The sequence below is a fragment of the Arthrobacter sulfonylureivorans genome (assembly GCF_022637435.1).
GTDB lineage: Bacteria > Actinomycetota > Actinomycetes > Actinomycetales > Micrococcaceae > Crystallibacter > Crystallibacter sulfonylureivorans.
Genome location: NZ_CP093326.1, coordinates 166,020 through 180,830, shown reverse-complemented (window position 1 = coordinate 180,830; position 14,811 = coordinate 166,020). Strand labels below are relative to the sequence as shown.

Genomic DNA, 14,811 nt, shown 5'->3' with positions numbered 1-14,811 from the left:
CCATCGGGGAGCTCCCATTCGCCGTTTGGGTTCGCTAGGATCTACTCCTTGGCGTCCTTCTCTTCCGCCTTGTCGGCTGCTTCGGCGGCCTTCTGCCCGGCCGACCGCGCCGAGCGGGAGGTGCCATTGCCGGCGCTCTTGGCGCCGCCGGCTGCTGTACCGGATTGGCCCGGGGCAGCCGTGCCGGCCGCCGCATCCGTACCCGCGGTGTCCACCGCATGCTTGGCCGAGGCCGCGGCAGGAGTGGTTCCAGACGTAGGCTCGGCGGTTGCTGCAGTCGGCGCTGCCTTGGTAGCGGTCGGTCCCGGTACCGGGGCGGCAGCCGGAGTGGAGGGCTGGACGGGCGTCTTCCACGGATCTTCGACGGGCCGGGCTGCGCGCCAGGCTGCCACCGCCGCCACGGCTGCGGCGGCGAGAATGCCTACGATCAGCCAACCCTTGCCGCCGCGGCTCTTATGCTGCTTCTTCAGCTCCTTGGCGGCGGCCAGCTTGGCGCTCCCGGCAGCCGCCTTCTGGGCCTTGTTCAGTTTCTTGGCGGCCAGTTTAGCGCTCTCGGCGGCCGCTTTCTGGGCCTTCTTCAGTGCTCGTTTGGATCCGCCGGCCTTGATCACGGCGGCCTGGACGGAGACAGGCACTGCCGTCTTGTCCAAGGTCCTGGCGACCTGGTCCGCGGTTGCGCCGAGGCGGGCGGAGACGGACGGTATGTACTCGCCGACCACCTTGTCCCGGGCATGCGTGATGGCGGGGGTCGCACGGTCAAGGGTGACTTGGATCCGCGGTGCCGCCTCATCCATGGCCTGGGCAATCTTGGGCGCCAAGCTGTCCAGGCCGCCCTGGATGCGCGGCGTCACGGTGGCAACGCCGTGGGAGAGATCCTTGGCTGCCGTTCCAATACCTTTTTCGATCCGCGGGACGGCCCAGTTCAAAGCGGCTTCCACCTTGGGAGAGGCCCAGTCCTTCGCTGTTTCTACGGCGACCAAAACGTTGCCTTCTGCTTCGCGGGCTACTCGATCGGATTTCTTCACAACTACCTCCCGGAAATGGTGACGGTCGCTCATCAGCCTACTTCGTGTGCTTGGACACGGCTATGCCGGCAAGGGAATATGCAGGATTTTCACTCACCGCGGAACCGGCCACTGGCGGGCTCCGGCGCAAAACGGCGTGGAAGAATGGTGCCATGACTGCTATTGCTACCGCTAAAGCCACTATCCACACCAACCACGGCGACATCGTGGTGAACCTGTTCGGCAACCACGCCCCGAAGACCGTGAAGAACTTCGTGGGACTGGCCACCGGCGAGATCACTTGGAAGCACCCGCAAACCGGTGAAGAGACCAACGCTCCCCTCTATGACGGCGTCATCTTCCACCGCATCATCAAGGACTTCATGCTCCAGGGCGGAGACCCGCTGGGCCAGGGAATCGGCGGCCCGGGTTACCAGTTCGACGACGAGATCAACCCGGACCTGGACTTCAACGAGCCCTACAAGCTGGCCATGGCCAACGCAGGCATCCAGGGCGGCCGCGGCACCAACGGGTCGCAGTTCTTCATCACCACCGTCCCCACCACCTGGCTCCAGGGCAAGCACACGATCTTTGGTGACGTCACCGACGAAGCCTCGCGCGCCGTCGTCGATTCCCTCAATGCCGTGGCCACGGACATGCGTGACAAGCCACTGGAAGATGTGGTCATCAAGAACATCACCGTAGAGCAGCTCTAAGTTTGCCTACCGTCCCCGCCCGGAACACCGGGCGGGGACCATGTCCCAGCAGGAGCGCCTCCATGTCCTACGGAATGCCGGCCGAACCGCCGCAGACCGATGTCCCTGTCTGCCCGCGGCATCCAGACCGCGTCTCCTATGTGCGCTGCCAGCGCTGCGGACGCCCGGCTTGCCCGGAATGCCAGCGCACGGCTTCGGTAGGCATCCAGTGCGTCGATTGCGTCAGGGAAACCTCCCGGAGCACGCCGGTGGTCCGTACCGTCTACGGCGGAGCCGCGACGATGGGCCGGCCGGTAGTGACGCTGACTTTGATCGGCATCTGCGCCGTTGCGTATCTGCTGCAGTGGGTTATTCCGGGCTTCACCGAACAGTTCTTGTACGCGCCGCTGTACACCATTCCGAATCCCTACCTGCCGGCGGAACCGTGGCGAATGATCACCTCGGCTTTCCTGCATTCCCCGAATTTCCTGCTGCACATCGCCTTCAACCTCTACGCCTTGTGGATCCTGGGCCGGCACCTGGAGCCGCTGCTGGGGCGCCTGAGGTTCCTTGCGCTGTACCTGTTGTCCGGCTTCGGCGGATCGGTCGGCGTGCTCCTGCTCTCGGCGCCCAATGTTCCCGTGGTCGGCGCCTCCGGAGCGATCTTTGGACTCTTTGGGGCTCTGTTCATCGTGCAGCGGCAGCGTGGCGGCGAAGTGAAGTCGCTGTTGGTACTGATCGGCATCAATGCCGTGCTGGGGTTTGTCGTGGCCGGCATAGCCTGGCAGGCGCATCTGGGCGGCCTGCTGGTCGGCGCGCTGTCCGCAGTGGTACTGGCCTACGCACCCAAGGGCAAGAACCGGAACGTCGTGCAGTTCACGGGACTCGCAGCCATTTTCCTGGTCCTGGTAGCCGTGACGGCGCTGAAGGCCTTCGGCTAAGGGATCCCGGTCCGCCCGAGGCGGGCAGGCACCGCGTCCATATCGGATGCGGTACCTGTCCGCTTCTTTGTCCCCATCCTGTGGGTAGGACTGTGGAGAATTTCGGTCCCCGGAAGTTGGATAAACGTTTTTATCCACAGGGGTTGTCCACAGTGAGGATAACTTACACACATGTAGTTCCACAGGTGTGGATAACGTCATTCCAGCGATTGGCGGGTGGAAGCAGGAGTAATCCCCAAAGTTATACACCTCTGTGGATAACTTCGGTCTACAACTGTGAAAACGTGGACAACTAAGACTGCAGCCCCTGCAGGTTCGCAAGCATTACAGTGGAGGGCGACACAATCGGCCGGCAAAAGACACAAGCGGGCCCGGCAACCCGGCCGTCGGGTAATCTTGAAAATCCGGTCCCTGGCTCGACCAGCCAAGGACTGCGCGGCCGTCCCGAACCCAGTCGACAGTCGAATCGAAGGTGCCGCGCCCTACGCGTTTTGCACGGCCTGCCGGGTCTCCTTCAGGACCTGCTCCTGTCAGCCTGAGCCCGGCCGGGCCACCCATGCGCCCTTCCGTGATGGGAAGGATCAACAGAAGGAAACACACGTGACTACTGAAACCGGCAACTCCGCACGAATCGATCTCACCAGCGAGGAAATCTTCAGCGCCCACGAGGGTGGCAAGCTGCAGATCGGCCTCACTGCCCCGCTGGAGACCAAGCGCGACCTGTCCATCGCCTACACCCCGGGAGTAGCCCAGGTCAGCCGTGCGATCAACACGGATCCTGAACTTGCACGGAAGTACACGTGGGCCTCACGCCTGGTGGCGGTGGTCTCCGACGGTACTGCGGTCCTGGGGCTGGGCAACATCGGTGCTGCCGCGTCGCTCCCGGTGATGGAGGGCAAGGCGGCCCTCTTCAAGCAGTTCGCCGGGCTGGATTCGATTCCCCTGGTCCTGGAGACCACTGACGTCGACGAGATCATCGAGACCTTGGTGCGGCTGCGCTCGAGCTTCGGTGCCGTGAACCTTGAGGACATTTCCGCGCCGCGCTGCTTCGAACTGGAAGCGCGGCTGATCGAAGCCCTGGACATGCCGGTCATGCACGACGACCAGCACGGCACCGCCGTCGTCGCTCTCGCCGCCCTGACCAATGCCGCCAAGGTGGTCAATCGCGAGTTGTCCTCGCTCAAGGTGGTCATCTCCGGAGCGGGCGCTGCCGGCATCGCCGTCGCCGAGATCCTGTTGGCTGCCGGCATTGCGGATGTAACGCTGCTGGATTCACGCGGCATCATCCACAGCGACCGCGGTGACCTCACCGACATCAAGGCCGCCTACGCGGCCCGCACCAACCCGCGCGGCACCACCGGCGGCAGCGCCCAGGCACTCAATGGCGCCGACGTTTTCATCGGCGTCTCCAGCGGCACGATCCCGGAAGAGACACTGGAGAAGATGTCCGAGGACGCCATCATCTTCGCGCTGTCCAACCCGGACCCGGAAGTACATCCGGAGACGGCAGCCAAGTTCGCGAAGGTCGTGGCCACCGGCCGCAGCGACTTCCCCAACCAGATCAACAACGTGCTGGCCTTCCCGGGCATCTTCCGCGGCGCCCTGGATGCCGGTGCCCGCCGGATCACGTCCGCCATGAAGGTAGCAGCGGCCGACGCCATTGCCGGCATCGTCGGGGATGACCTCGCCGCCGACTACATCATTCCCAGCCCGTTGGATTCGCGGGTCGCTCCGGCGGTTACCGCCGCCGTGATGTCCGCCGTCGACAAGGCTGACCATTCCGTGCGGTAGTCACAGCCTTAGTCGGCCAGGAGCCCGTTCCCGCATCGGGAGCGGGCTCCTGGCCTCTCTACCCGGTCACTGCCCGTTCAGAGCCACTTATTGTGTCGGAAGAACCAATACAGTCCGAAGGCAGTCAGGACCATGAGGAACAGTGCAAAGGGGTAGCCCAAGGGCCAGTGAAGTTCGGGCATCGCCGTGAAGTTCATCCCATAGATAGCGGCCACCAGGGTTGGAGCGAAGAGTATTGCTGCCCAGGACGAGATCCGCTTGACCTGCTCGTTTTGGGCGACGCTGGTTTCTGTGAGTTTCTGGGCCTGCAGCGTTGAACTAAGGCTGAGGGCATTCTGCAGGACGGCCCGGAACGCATTGACGCGCTCGTTCAGCCGGATCACGTGGTCCTGGACGTCGCGCAGGCCTCGGGCCACCTCCAGGTCCAGCTTGTGGCCCTCCGGGCCGCGGTGCAGGATGGAAATGATGTCCTCCAGCGGCTGGATGGCACGCTGGAACTCGATGACTTCGCGCAGCAGTTCGTAAATCCGTCGCGAAACGTTGGGGTCGCCGCCGAAGAGCTGATCCTCGATTTCGTCGACGTCATTCTCCAGGCCGAGCACCACCGGCTCATACTCATCCACCACCTGGTCCACGACTGCGTAGAGCGCAGCCTGCGGGCCAGCCGCCAACAGATCAGGCGCAGCTTCCATCCGATGCCGTACGCGCGACAGATCCGGCGACTCGGCATGCCTGACGGTAATCAGGAAATTCTGCCCCATAAAGGTGTGCAGTTCGCCGAACTCCACCTTCTCCGTCTCGTCGACGTAGCGGGCGGGCCGGAGCACGGTGAACAGGGTGCTGCCGTATCGTTCCAGTTTGGCGCGTTGATGGCCGCGCAGGGCGTCTTCCACCGCCAGATAATGAAGATCGAACTCGGCTGCCACGGTGGCCAGTTCAGGCTCGCTAGGCCGGTAGAGGCCGATCCATGCCATACCCCCGTGCCGGCGCAGTTCGCTGAACGTCTGCTCCAGGCTTTCCGGGGTGGCGGCCCGTACGCCGTCGACGTAGATGCCGTTATCGACCAGCACCACTGCCTACGAACGCCACCTGGTCGTCATCAGGAATCCGGCAATGGCGATGCCGAAACCAATCATGATGTTCCAAGACCCTGCTGCCGGCAGCGGCCAGGCTCCCTGCGTGATGTAAAAAACGATGATCCACAGCAGGCCTATGATCATGAGGCCGAACATGACCGGCTTGAACCAGACAGCATTGGGCTGGTTGCCCTTGGCGGTCAACTCTTCGGGACGCCGTTCGGTCCTCTTGCGGCGCTTCGACTCGGGCACAGATCCTCCGGGGCATCAGGGGCGGTTAGCGTGGCCGGACCGGATGCAGGCTCCCTTGCGAGTCCGCCGCCGTCGGGCCGTCTAGCTGTTTAGTCTAGCCAATCTATGTGACGTTCGCCGCCGCGCATTTGCCGGGACCGCTGCCGCGGGCCGATCATAGTGGAGTGCTGCTGGTTGGCGCAGGGCTCCTGTTTTCCGGATCGGGGCCGGCTGCCGGCTCCACCCGTCTCCCATCCGCAACAATTCCACGATTGGCACGATCGTCACATGAGCAAGTCCCCGCGCATCCTCGTCATCGACAACTATGACAGTTTTGTCTATACCCTGGTCGCCTACCTGCAGCAGCTGGGTGCGGAAACGACCGTGGTGCGGAACGACGACGTCACGCTGGATGAGGCGGTGGAACTGGCCGGGGCACGCGACGGCGTTTTGGTCTCCCCCGGCCCCGGAACGCCCGCGGAAGCCGGCATCTGCATCGAGCTGATCCGCTGGTGCGGCCGGGAGGCAAAGCCGATGTTCGGAGTGTGCCTGGGACACCAGGCGCTGGCAGAGGCCTACGGGGCCACCGTGACGCATGCTCCCGAACTGATGCACGGCAAGACGTCCGATGTCACCCACCGCAACCAGAACGCCTTCGAGGGCGTGCCGAACCCGTTCACCGCCACCCGCTACCATTCGCTGGCAGCGGTGCGCAGTACCATCCCCGCCGAGCTCGAGATCACCGCGGAGACCGACAGCGGGGTGGTCATGGGCCTGGCGCACCGGAGCGCGCCGCTGTGGGGGGTGCAGTTCCATCCCGAATCGGTGTTGACCGAAGGCGGCTACTTGATGCTGGGCAACTGGCTGGAATCGCTGGGTGCGGAGGGAACCGCTGAACGTGCGGCCACGCTCAGCCCGCTGATCTCCCACTGACAGGCCCGGCGCCGGATGCAGCTTCCGGCCATCTTGGCGCCGCGCTGTTAGTCGGTACCGCGGCCGTTCCCATTGTCTGAGTTGTTGCCATCGCCGCTGTTGCCGTCCCCGTCATTGCCGCGGTTATTGCCCTCATCCGATCCCCTGTCGGTTTCCGGCTCGGGCGACGCAGGTTCAATCGCGACGGTCAGGATGATCTCGGTGCCTTGTTCGACGTTGGTGCCGGCCTTCACGCTCTGCCCGACGACGGTGCCTGCCTTGACCACTTCGTTCTCGACTTCTTCCACCCGGTAGGGCAGGGCGACAGCGGCATCATCGAGCATGGCTCCCGCGTCCTCGACGGTCTCGTCCACCATGTTGGGAACGCTGACCAATCCGTTCGAAACGATCAGGTCCACGTTGGAACCGGTCTTCACCTTCTTGCCGGGAGCGGGCTTTGTGGTGACCACGTTGCCCCGCGGGAGGGTGGCACTGTTCGCGGGTTCGCTGTCCCCCGGCTCCAGACCCAGTTGCCGGAGCTTGTCTCGGACTTCGGCTTCCGTGCGGCCGGTCAGATTGTCCGGAATCGTGGTGAATTCGTTGCCCTGGGAGATGTAGACCAACACCTGGCTGCCCGGTTCCACTTGTTCGCCGACTCCGGGGTCGGTGCGGGTCACCATCCCCTTCTCGACGTCGTTGCTGTACTCCAGTTCCACGCGCGGCCTGAGGTCGCCCTCCCAGATGGCATTGGTGGCCGCATTTTCGTCCAGACCTGCCACGGCAGGAACGGCAACGGTTTCCGGAGCAGCATTCTGCACCAGCACGTTGTACAGGTAATAGCCTCCGCCCACCAGCACCAGCAGGAGAGCGATCAACAGCGTCACAGTCCAGGCCCGGCGCTTGGCCCGGCGTTCGGGCTCGATGTCGTATTCATTGCCCACGGCCAGGGCGGCGGGCATCTGCTCGCGGTCGTAGGAGGCCGTGTGGGGACCGTCGTCGTCCCCGGGTGTGTAATCGGTGGGGGACAGTGCCGAGGTCTGCTCAGACACTGCCTGTGCCTGCTGCGTGATCAGTTCCGTGGCAGGGGCCTGGGCGGGAAATGCTTCCGTTGCGGCACCTGCCGCCTGGTGCAGTACACCGTTCAAGGCCGCACGCAGCGCTTCGGCAAATGCTGCGGCGGTCTGGAACCGGTCGGCTTTGTCCTTCTGCAGCGCATGCTCCAGCACGGAGTCGAGCGCCGGCGTGACCTCCGGATTGAAGCGGCTGGCCGGTTCGGGAAGCTCGCGGACATGCTGGTAGGCCACCGAGACCGGGCTGTCGCCGATAAACGGGGGCCGGCCGGCAAGCATTTCGTAGAGCAGGCAGCCTGCCGAGTACAGGTCGCTGCGCGCGTCAACGGTTTCTCCGCGGGCCTGCTCCGGGGACAAGTACTGGGCGGTTCCCAGAACAGCCTGGGTCTGCGTCATCGTCGCTGCCGAGTCGGCCAGCGCCCGGGCGATGCCGAAGTCCATGACCTTGACACTCCCGTCCGGCGTGACCATCACATTGGCGGGCTTGATGTCCCGGTGCACAATGCCCGAGCGGTGGCTGTATTCGAGCGCGGCCAGAATGCCGAGCATGTAGCCGACCGAGTCGTCGATGCCCAGCTCATGGCCCTTGATGAACTCACGCAGTGTCCGGCCCTGGACATACTCCATCACAATGAAGGGGACCTTGACGTCGTGCGCCGCTCCCCCGGGCAGATCCATGTCGCCGGTGTCGTAGACGGCAACGATCGACGGGTGGTTGAGACCGGCCACTGCCTGGGCTTCCCGCCGGAAGCGGGACTGCAACATCGGGTCGCGGGCAAGATCGGCGCGGAGTTGCTTGATCGCCACGGAGCGCCCCAAGCGGATGTCGCGGCCCAACAGAACGTCGGCCATGCCGCCGCGTCCGATGAGTTCACCAACCTCGTAGCGGCCAGCCAGTATGCGTGGCGAGTCCACTGGTTGTCTTCCTTCCATCAGACCGACCGGGATCCGCTCATGGCTTGCCGGCCTTGTCGGGGCCGGTCGTCGGCGGAGCCTTTGCCGCAGGTGTCTCGGTCTGGGTCGGTTCGGGGGTTTCTTGTTGCTCGGGTCCGCTGGAGACCACGTAGCTGACAGTGGATCCTGCCGGCACGTCGCCGCTGTCGGGGGACAGGCTAAGGACGGTCCCGGCGGGCTGATCGCTGGGCTCCTCGGTGCCTTGCGGTACCAAGCCGAGGCCGATCAGGGCTTCGCGCACCTGCTGCTCGGACTGACCGGCCAGCCCGCCGGGAATGGTCACGGTCCCCGGACCGGTGGAATAGGTCACGGTGATCGCTTTGCCCACTTCCACCGTGCCGGTCGGCGAGATGTCAATGACGGTGTTTTCGGATTCGTTGCTCTCCACCGGATCGGGGACCACTTGGTAACCCATGTTTTCGAGTTCCGAGCGGACGTCATTGAACTGTCGGCCCAAGAACGAATTGGCTGACAGCTGGTTGGTTTCCACCGTCGGTGTTTCGCTTGGTGCCTCGCTCTGTGTCTCGCTCGGCGTAGCGGAGGTTGCCTTCGGGGACGACCGTGTCGCTGAACTGGAGGCAGACGAGGACGACTCGGCGCCGCCGGTGGGCGTCAGCATGGGCAGCAGAATCGCGCCGGCCACGGCGAAGAGGACAAGCAGGATCAAACCAATCAGTGGCCAGGTCCACGGGCTGCGCTTCTTCTGCTGGCGGCGCGGCGTCTCCTCCGGTTCGTCGCTGTCCAGATCCTCGTCGGTCCAGTTCCGTTCGGCGCCAAGGCTGGCGGCTTCGGCGCCGGCCACGGCCGGCAGCTGGGAGGTTCCGGCGCTGACGGCTTGGGTGGGAGCGGTTCCGGTGGTCGGCACCGGGGCAGTCATCAAACCGGTGTTGCCGTCACCCTCGAACAGCAGCATGCCGGGAACGGCGGCTTCGGCGGCACGGATGTCGCCGGCACGGATGGCGTCGGCCGCCTCCGCGAGCTTTTCGGCGGTGGCGGGACGGTCGGCCGGGTCCTTGGCCAGCATCGACATCAGCAGTGCCCGGATCGGCCGCGGAAGCGACTCCGGCAGCGGCGGAGGAGTGTCGTTGACCTGGGCCAAGGCGATGGCGATCTGCGACTCACCGGAGAACGGACGGGAACCGGAGAGGCACTCGTAACCGATCACACCCAGAGAGTAGATATCGCTCTGCCCCGTGGCGGTCTGTCCTGTTGCCTGTTCGGGTGCAAGATACTGGGCGGTGCCCATGACCTGTCCGGTAGCCGTCAGCGGAACCTGGTCTGCCAGCCGGGCGATGCCGAAATCGGTGATCTTCACCCGTCCTTCGGGCGTGATCAGCAGGTTGCCGGGCTTGACGTCGCGGTGCACCAGTCCCTGGGCGTGGGCCACAGCCAGCGCCTTGGCGGTCTGGGTGATGATTGACAGCGTCCGGTCCGGCGAGAGCACCCGCTCCCGCTCGATGATGGCCGAGAGCGGGTGGCCGGGCACCAGTTCCATCACCAGGTAGGCGGATCCGGCCTCTTCGCCGTAATCAAAGACGTTGGCGATGCCGATGTGATTCAGCAGCGCCGTGTGCCGGGCCTCGGCGCGGAAGCGGTTGAGGAAGCCCGGATCCCCGGTGTACTCCTCCTTGAGGATCTTGATGGCGACGATGCGGCCCAGGACCTGGTCCTGCGCCTTCCAGACTTCACCCATGCCGCCGATGGCGATACGTTCAGTGAGCTGGTACCTGCCGCCTAATGTGATACCCGAGGTAGGTCTCACTTATTTAACACCGCCTCTAGGAGTTGCTTAGCACTTGTACTTGCGAGAGAAGAACCGGTAGCCACATCGACGTCTTCGAAGACCACTGATACGACAGCTTTGGGGTCGTCCGCCGGCGCGAAGCCGGTGAACCAGGAGTTGTTGCCTTCTTCGCCGGCCATGAGTTCTGCCGTGCCGGTCTTGCCGGCTACTTCCACGCCCGGGATCGCCGCGCGTCCGCCGATGCCGCGGTCCACTACGTTGACCATCCAGTCCTGGATCAGCTTGGCATTGTCGGCGGACAGCGAACGCCGAAGCTCTTCGGGCTTCGGGCTGTCCATGACCCGCAGGTCGGGCGCACGCACGGTGCGGACCAGATTCGGCTTCATCAGCACGCCGTCGTTGGCAATGGCGGCGGACGTCATAGCCACCTGAAGCGGTGTCACGCGCACGTCGTACTGCCCGATGGCCGACTGGGCGAGCAGATCATCGCTCATGCCAGTGGGGAAGCGGCTGGCGGTGACGTGGGTGGGGATCTGGTAGGACTCGCCGTAGCCGAATTTGGCGGTCTGCTCCGCGATCGCGTCTTCACCCAAGTCCATGGCGATCTGGGCGAAGGGAGTGTTGCAGGACTGCTCCAGGGCAAAGGAGAAGTCGGCGGTGGTCCGCGCGGCACAGCCGCCGTTGACGTAGTTCGGTAGCTCCACGTTGGTGCCCGGAAGCTTCAACGCCGGAGGGTTGTCCAGCTTGCTATCGGCGTCGTACTTGCCGGACTCCAGGGCGGCAGACGCTATCACCAGCTTGAAGACGGACCCGGGGGCCAGCAGGCTCTCGTTGGCCGGGTTGATGAACGGCGACAGGCCGGGCACCTCCTCCAGCCCCGCCATGTTCTGCGTGACCTCTTCGGTGTTGTGGCCGGCAAGCTCGTTCGGGTCGAAGCTGGGCTTGGACACCATCGCCAGGATGTTGCCGGTGTCCGGCTCCATCACGACGATGGAGCCCTTCACGCCGTCGGGCATCAGGTCCCAGGCCAGCTGCTGGAGTTCGGCGTCCAGGGTCAGCTCCACTGAGGCGCCTTCGACCTGGCCGCCCGAGAACATCTGCATGATCTGTTCGTAGAAGAACTCGTCGCCGGAGCCGGAGAGCTGGTCGTTCATCGCCGACTCCATTTGTGTGGAGGCGTAAACCAGCGAGTAGAAACCGGTGATGGGCGCATAGAGCTCGGGTTCGTTGTAGACCCGTTGGTAGGCGAACTCGTCGTCTGAAGGAACCGACTCGGCGATGGGATCTCCGTCCACCAGAATGGCGCCGCGGTTCTTGTCGAAGTCCTTGTAGATGGTCCGGCTGTTCCACGGGTTCGCGTTGAGGTTCTCGGCCTCGAAAAACTGCACCACCGTGAGCGATCCGAAGAGCAGCGCGAACATCGCTAGGGCGACGATCCAAGTATTGCGGATGGCCTGGTTCATGGCTGGATCACCTCCGTGGATCCGGTGTTCCGTTCGTCGGACTTGCTGCGGCGCCCCGGCCGGTCACCCGGGGAACGGCTGCCGTTTGCCGGGCCGGTCATGGTGGGGCGGCGCGCTGCGTCGGAAATGAGCAGCAGCAGGGCAACGATCAGCCAGTTGGCCAACAGCGAGGAGCCGCCGGCAGCAAGGAACGGTGTGGTCAGGCCGGTCAGCGGGATGAGACGGGTGACGCCGCCGATCACCACGAAGCACTGCAACGCCAGGGTGAAAGAGAGCCCGGTGGCCAACAGCTTGCCGAAGGCGTCCCGGCTGCCCAGGGCCGCACGGATGCCGCGGCTGATCAGCAGGACATAGAGCATCACAATGGCGGAGAGGCCGATCAGCCCGAGTTCTTCGCCGAGCGCGGCAATGATCATGTCGCTGTTGGCGAAGGTCACTAGATCCGGGCGGCCCTGGCCGAGGCCGGTACCGGTGAGCGCCCCGCTCGCCAGCCCGAACAGGCCCTGGACAATCTGGTGGCTGCCGCCGATCGCGTTGTAGACCTCCGGGTCGAAGGCCTTGATCCAGCTGTTGATGCGGGCGGTGACATGCGGGAAGAGCTGGAAGGCCACGAAGCCGCCCACGGCGATCATGAGCAGGCCGATGATGACCCAGCTGACCCGGCTGGTGGCCACGTAGATCATGGCCATGAACAGGCCGAAGAACAGGATGGACGAGCCCAGATCGCGCTGGAAGACCAGCACGCCGATGCTGACCAGCCAGGCTGCGAGCATGGGCCCCATGTCCTGCCAGCGCGGCAGCTGCAGCGGACCAATTTTCCGTCCGGCCAGCAGGATGAGGTCCCGGTTTGTGGATAGATACCCGGCGAAGAATATAGCGAGCGTGATCTTGGCTATTTCGCCGGGCTGGAACGTGGCGAATCCCAGATTGACCCAGATCCTGGCGCCGTTGACCTCCATGCCGATGAAAGGCAACAGCGGAAAGATGAGCAGCGCGGCGCTGGCGATCAGCGAAAGGTAAGTAAAGCGGCGCAGAACCCGGTGGTCGCGCAACAGCCAAATGACCGCGACGACGACGGCGATGGCCACGCCGGTCCAGAACAGCTGGCGGGTTGCCGCGGAGTCGCCGGTGGCGATGTCCAGCCGGTGGATCATCGCCAATCCGATGCCGTTTAGGGCGGTGACGATCGGAAGTATAACCGGATCAGCATATTTGGCACGGAGGCGCAGCACCACATGCACCACGAGTACCAGCACCACCAGGGTGACGCCTTGGGTGAAGAAATCGCTGTCGAAGGCGCGGTCTTGGTCCAGCCCCACCAGCATGTTGGCGCCGATGCCGACCACCAAGGCCAGCAGGAGCAGCAGGAGTTCGGTGTTGCGCCGCGAACGGGGCGCCGTCTGGATGTTACTCATGGCTTATCCACCTACACATTCCGGCGGCAGGGCGGCTCCCGGACTGGCGGCCGGACTCGGCGCGGCGCCCGGAGAGACGCTGGGCCGGTCCGTGGGCACGGCGCTGGGGCTGGGCCCCGGTTCGGGGCAGTTCCGCTGGCTGCTGATCCGCAGCTGCTCCACGATTTGCTCGGCATGCACCAAATCCCGGGCGGAGATGCTCGAATTCAGCCGCTGCTGTTGATAGACGGGCAGGCTCTCCAGCGGGATGTTGTAGACCGTGTCCACATGTGAAAGGTCAACCGGACCGAAGTTCTGCGAGACACCGTTGAAGATGGCCACCCGGCCGTCGGACGAGCCAACGAAATACTGCGTCTGGGTCCACAGGTAGCCGAACCACAGCACGGCCACCAGCAGCAGCGACATGACGGTCAGGAACGCCGGGATCAGCCACGGCCTGCGGACCGGTGCGGCGGCTTCCACTTCGGCAGCCTCCGGTTCCTCCGGGGCCTTATGGGTCAACAGCGCCGCGGCGCGCCGCTTGTTGGAGTGGGCCGTGACGATCGGTATCTGTCCGGTTTCCGTGGCCAAGGCTGCCGCACCCACCAGCACGTGCGGTCGCGTTCCCAGCTCGCGCCGGATGGCGTCGGCGCGGATCGCCTCGTGGGGTTCCGGGAGTTCGCCGGGTGCCTCGGTGCCCGCCAGGATGGCGGGGGCACCGTCCGGGGAGGCGCCCGCCGCGGCCGCCGGCGCAGCGGCGGCAGGGGAGGCACCGCCGTCGTCGGCTGCCCCCGACTCCAGCGGGCGTTCCGCCGTGAGGTTCAGGGACGCGGTATCGGCGGCCGCGGACGGCGCCTCGGCTACCTCGATCATCACAATGGTCACGTTGTCCGGGGAACCGCCGTCGAGCGTGAGGTCCACCAGTTGGTCCACGGCGTCCTGCAGGGTGGGCGCGTTGCGCACCACCGACTCCACCACGCGGTCCGGCACCACGGCATTCAGCCCATCGGAGCAGAGCAGCCACTTCTCCCCCGGCTCGGCGTCGTGGCTGGCCAAGTCGAGCTCGGGGCTGGCATCGACGTCACCCAAAACGCGCATGAGCACGTTGCGGTGCGGATGGATTTCGGCTTCCTCGGGGCGGAGCCGGCCTTCGTCAATGAGCCGCTGGACGAAGGTGTGGTCAATGCTGACCTGCTCGAAGATGCCGTTCTTCAGCCGGTACGCCCGGGAATCGCCGATGTGGGCGAATTCGAGCTTGTCATCGTGCAGCAGCAGGGCGGTCACGGTGGTGCCCATGCCGGCCAGCTTGGGATCGGTCTGCACCAGCTCCGAGAGGATGGAATTGGCGGTCTGGATCTCGTCGGCCAGCACCGTGGCCGGCTCCTGATGGTCCGCGCGGTCCAGATGGACCAGGTCCAGCACGGTGGAGGCAGACGCTACATCGCCGCCGGCATGGCCACCCATGCCGTCGGCCACGACGGCAAGAAAACGGCCGGCGTAGGCGGAATCGTCGTTCTTGGAACGCGTCATGCCCAC

The 14,811-nt window shown here is 64.9% G+C and carries 12 protein-coding genes; 4 read left to right on the top strand and 8 right to left on the bottom strand.

Going from position 1 to position 14,811, the window contains the following annotated elements; translation table 11 throughout:
* Positions 1–41: 41 nt before the first annotated feature.
* Positions 42–1,025 (bottom strand): hypothetical protein, encoded by a 984-nt coding sequence (locus tag MNQ99_RS00910; protein ID WP_127513195.1) that lies wholly within the window; start codon positions 1,023–1,025, stop codon positions 42–44.
* A gap of 152 nt (positions 1,026–1,177) precedes the next feature.
* Here MNQ99_RS00910 and MNQ99_RS00905 point away from each other — a divergent pair, with 152 nt between their 5' ends.
* The 3 genes from MNQ99_RS00905 (at position 1,178) to MNQ99_RS00895 (ending at position 4,431) form a co-directional block, all read left to right on the top strand.
* Positions 1,178–1,720, top strand: coding sequence for a peptidylprolyl isomerase (locus MNQ99_RS00905; protein ID WP_127513194.1), 543 nt, complete (start codon positions 1,178–1,180; stop codon positions 1,718–1,720).
* A 62-nt stretch (positions 1,721–1,782) separates the two neighbouring features.
* Positions 1,783–2,640, top strand: coding sequence for a rhomboid family intramembrane serine protease (locus MNQ99_RS00900; protein ID WP_241914096.1), 858 nt, complete (start codon positions 1,783–1,785; stop codon positions 2,638–2,640).
* Between the two features lie 600 nt (positions 2,641–3,240).
* Entirely contained in the window at positions 3,241–4,431 is a 1,191-nt protein-coding gene (locus tag MNQ99_RS00895) for an NAD(P)-dependent malic enzyme (RefSeq protein WP_241914095.1), read from the top strand.
* A gap of 77 nt (positions 4,432–4,508) precedes the next feature.
* Here MNQ99_RS00895 and MNQ99_RS00890 read toward each other — a convergent pair whose 3' ends face one another.
* Together MNQ99_RS00890 and MNQ99_RS00885 are read right to left on the bottom strand one after the other, a co-directional pair.
* Positions 4,509–5,504 carry a magnesium and cobalt transport protein CorA gene (locus MNQ99_RS00890; RefSeq protein ID WP_127513191.1) on the bottom strand — a complete coding sequence of 332 codons (996 nt, stop codon included), beginning with the start codon at positions 5,502–5,504 and terminating at the stop codon, positions 4,509–4,511.
* Between the two features lie 3 nt (positions 5,505–5,507).
* Complete coding sequence (locus MNQ99_RS00885; protein WP_127513190.1) at positions 5,508–5,759, bottom strand: cell division protein CrgA; 252 nt, start codon at positions 5,757–5,759, stop codon at positions 5,508–5,510.
* A gap of 267 nt (positions 5,760–6,026) precedes the next feature.
* On the opposite strand from MNQ99_RS00885, the gene MNQ99_RS00880 reads away from it, so the two are divergent.
* Complete coding sequence (locus MNQ99_RS00880) at positions 6,027–6,671, top strand: aminodeoxychorismate/anthranilate synthase component II (RefSeq protein ID WP_127513189.1); 645 nt, start codon at positions 6,027–6,029, stop codon at positions 6,669–6,671.
* 47 nt (positions 6,672–6,718) lie between these two features.
* On the opposite strand, the gene pknB is transcribed toward MNQ99_RS00880, so the two are convergent.
* From pknB to MNQ99_RS00855, 5 genes are read right to left on the bottom strand one after another with little or no spacing between them, the layout of a single operon-like run.
* Positions 6,719–8,653 (bottom strand): Stk1 family PASTA domain-containing Ser/Thr kinase, encoded by a 1,935-nt coding sequence (pknB, locus tag MNQ99_RS00875; protein WP_422387478.1) that lies wholly within the window; start codon positions 8,651–8,653, stop codon positions 6,719–6,721.
* 19 nt (positions 8,654–8,672) lie between these two features.
* Positions 8,673–10,436, bottom strand: a complete 1,764-nt coding sequence (locus MNQ99_RS00870) for a protein kinase domain-containing protein (protein ID WP_241914093.1) — start codon at positions 10,434–10,436, stop codon at positions 8,673–8,675.
* Complete coding sequence (locus MNQ99_RS00865; protein WP_127513186.1) at positions 10,433–11,881, bottom strand: peptidoglycan D,D-transpeptidase FtsI family protein; 1,449 nt, start codon at positions 11,879–11,881, stop codon at positions 10,433–10,435. Before MNQ99_RS00865 ends, MNQ99_RS00870 begins: the two co-directional genes overlap by 4 nt.
* Positions 11,878–13,296 (bottom strand): FtsW/RodA/SpoVE family cell cycle protein, encoded by a 1,419-nt coding sequence (locus MNQ99_RS00860; protein ID WP_127513185.1) that lies wholly within the window; start codon positions 13,294–13,296, stop codon positions 11,878–11,880. The genes MNQ99_RS00865 and MNQ99_RS00860 overlap by 4 nt, the downstream gene beginning before the upstream one ends.
* A 3-nt stretch (positions 13,297–13,299) precedes the next feature.
* Complete coding sequence (locus MNQ99_RS00855; protein ID WP_127513258.1) at positions 13,300–14,805, bottom strand: PP2C family protein-serine/threonine phosphatase; 1,506 nt, start codon at positions 14,803–14,805, stop codon at positions 13,300–13,302.
* Between the last annotated feature and the right edge of the window lie 6 nt (positions 14,806–14,811).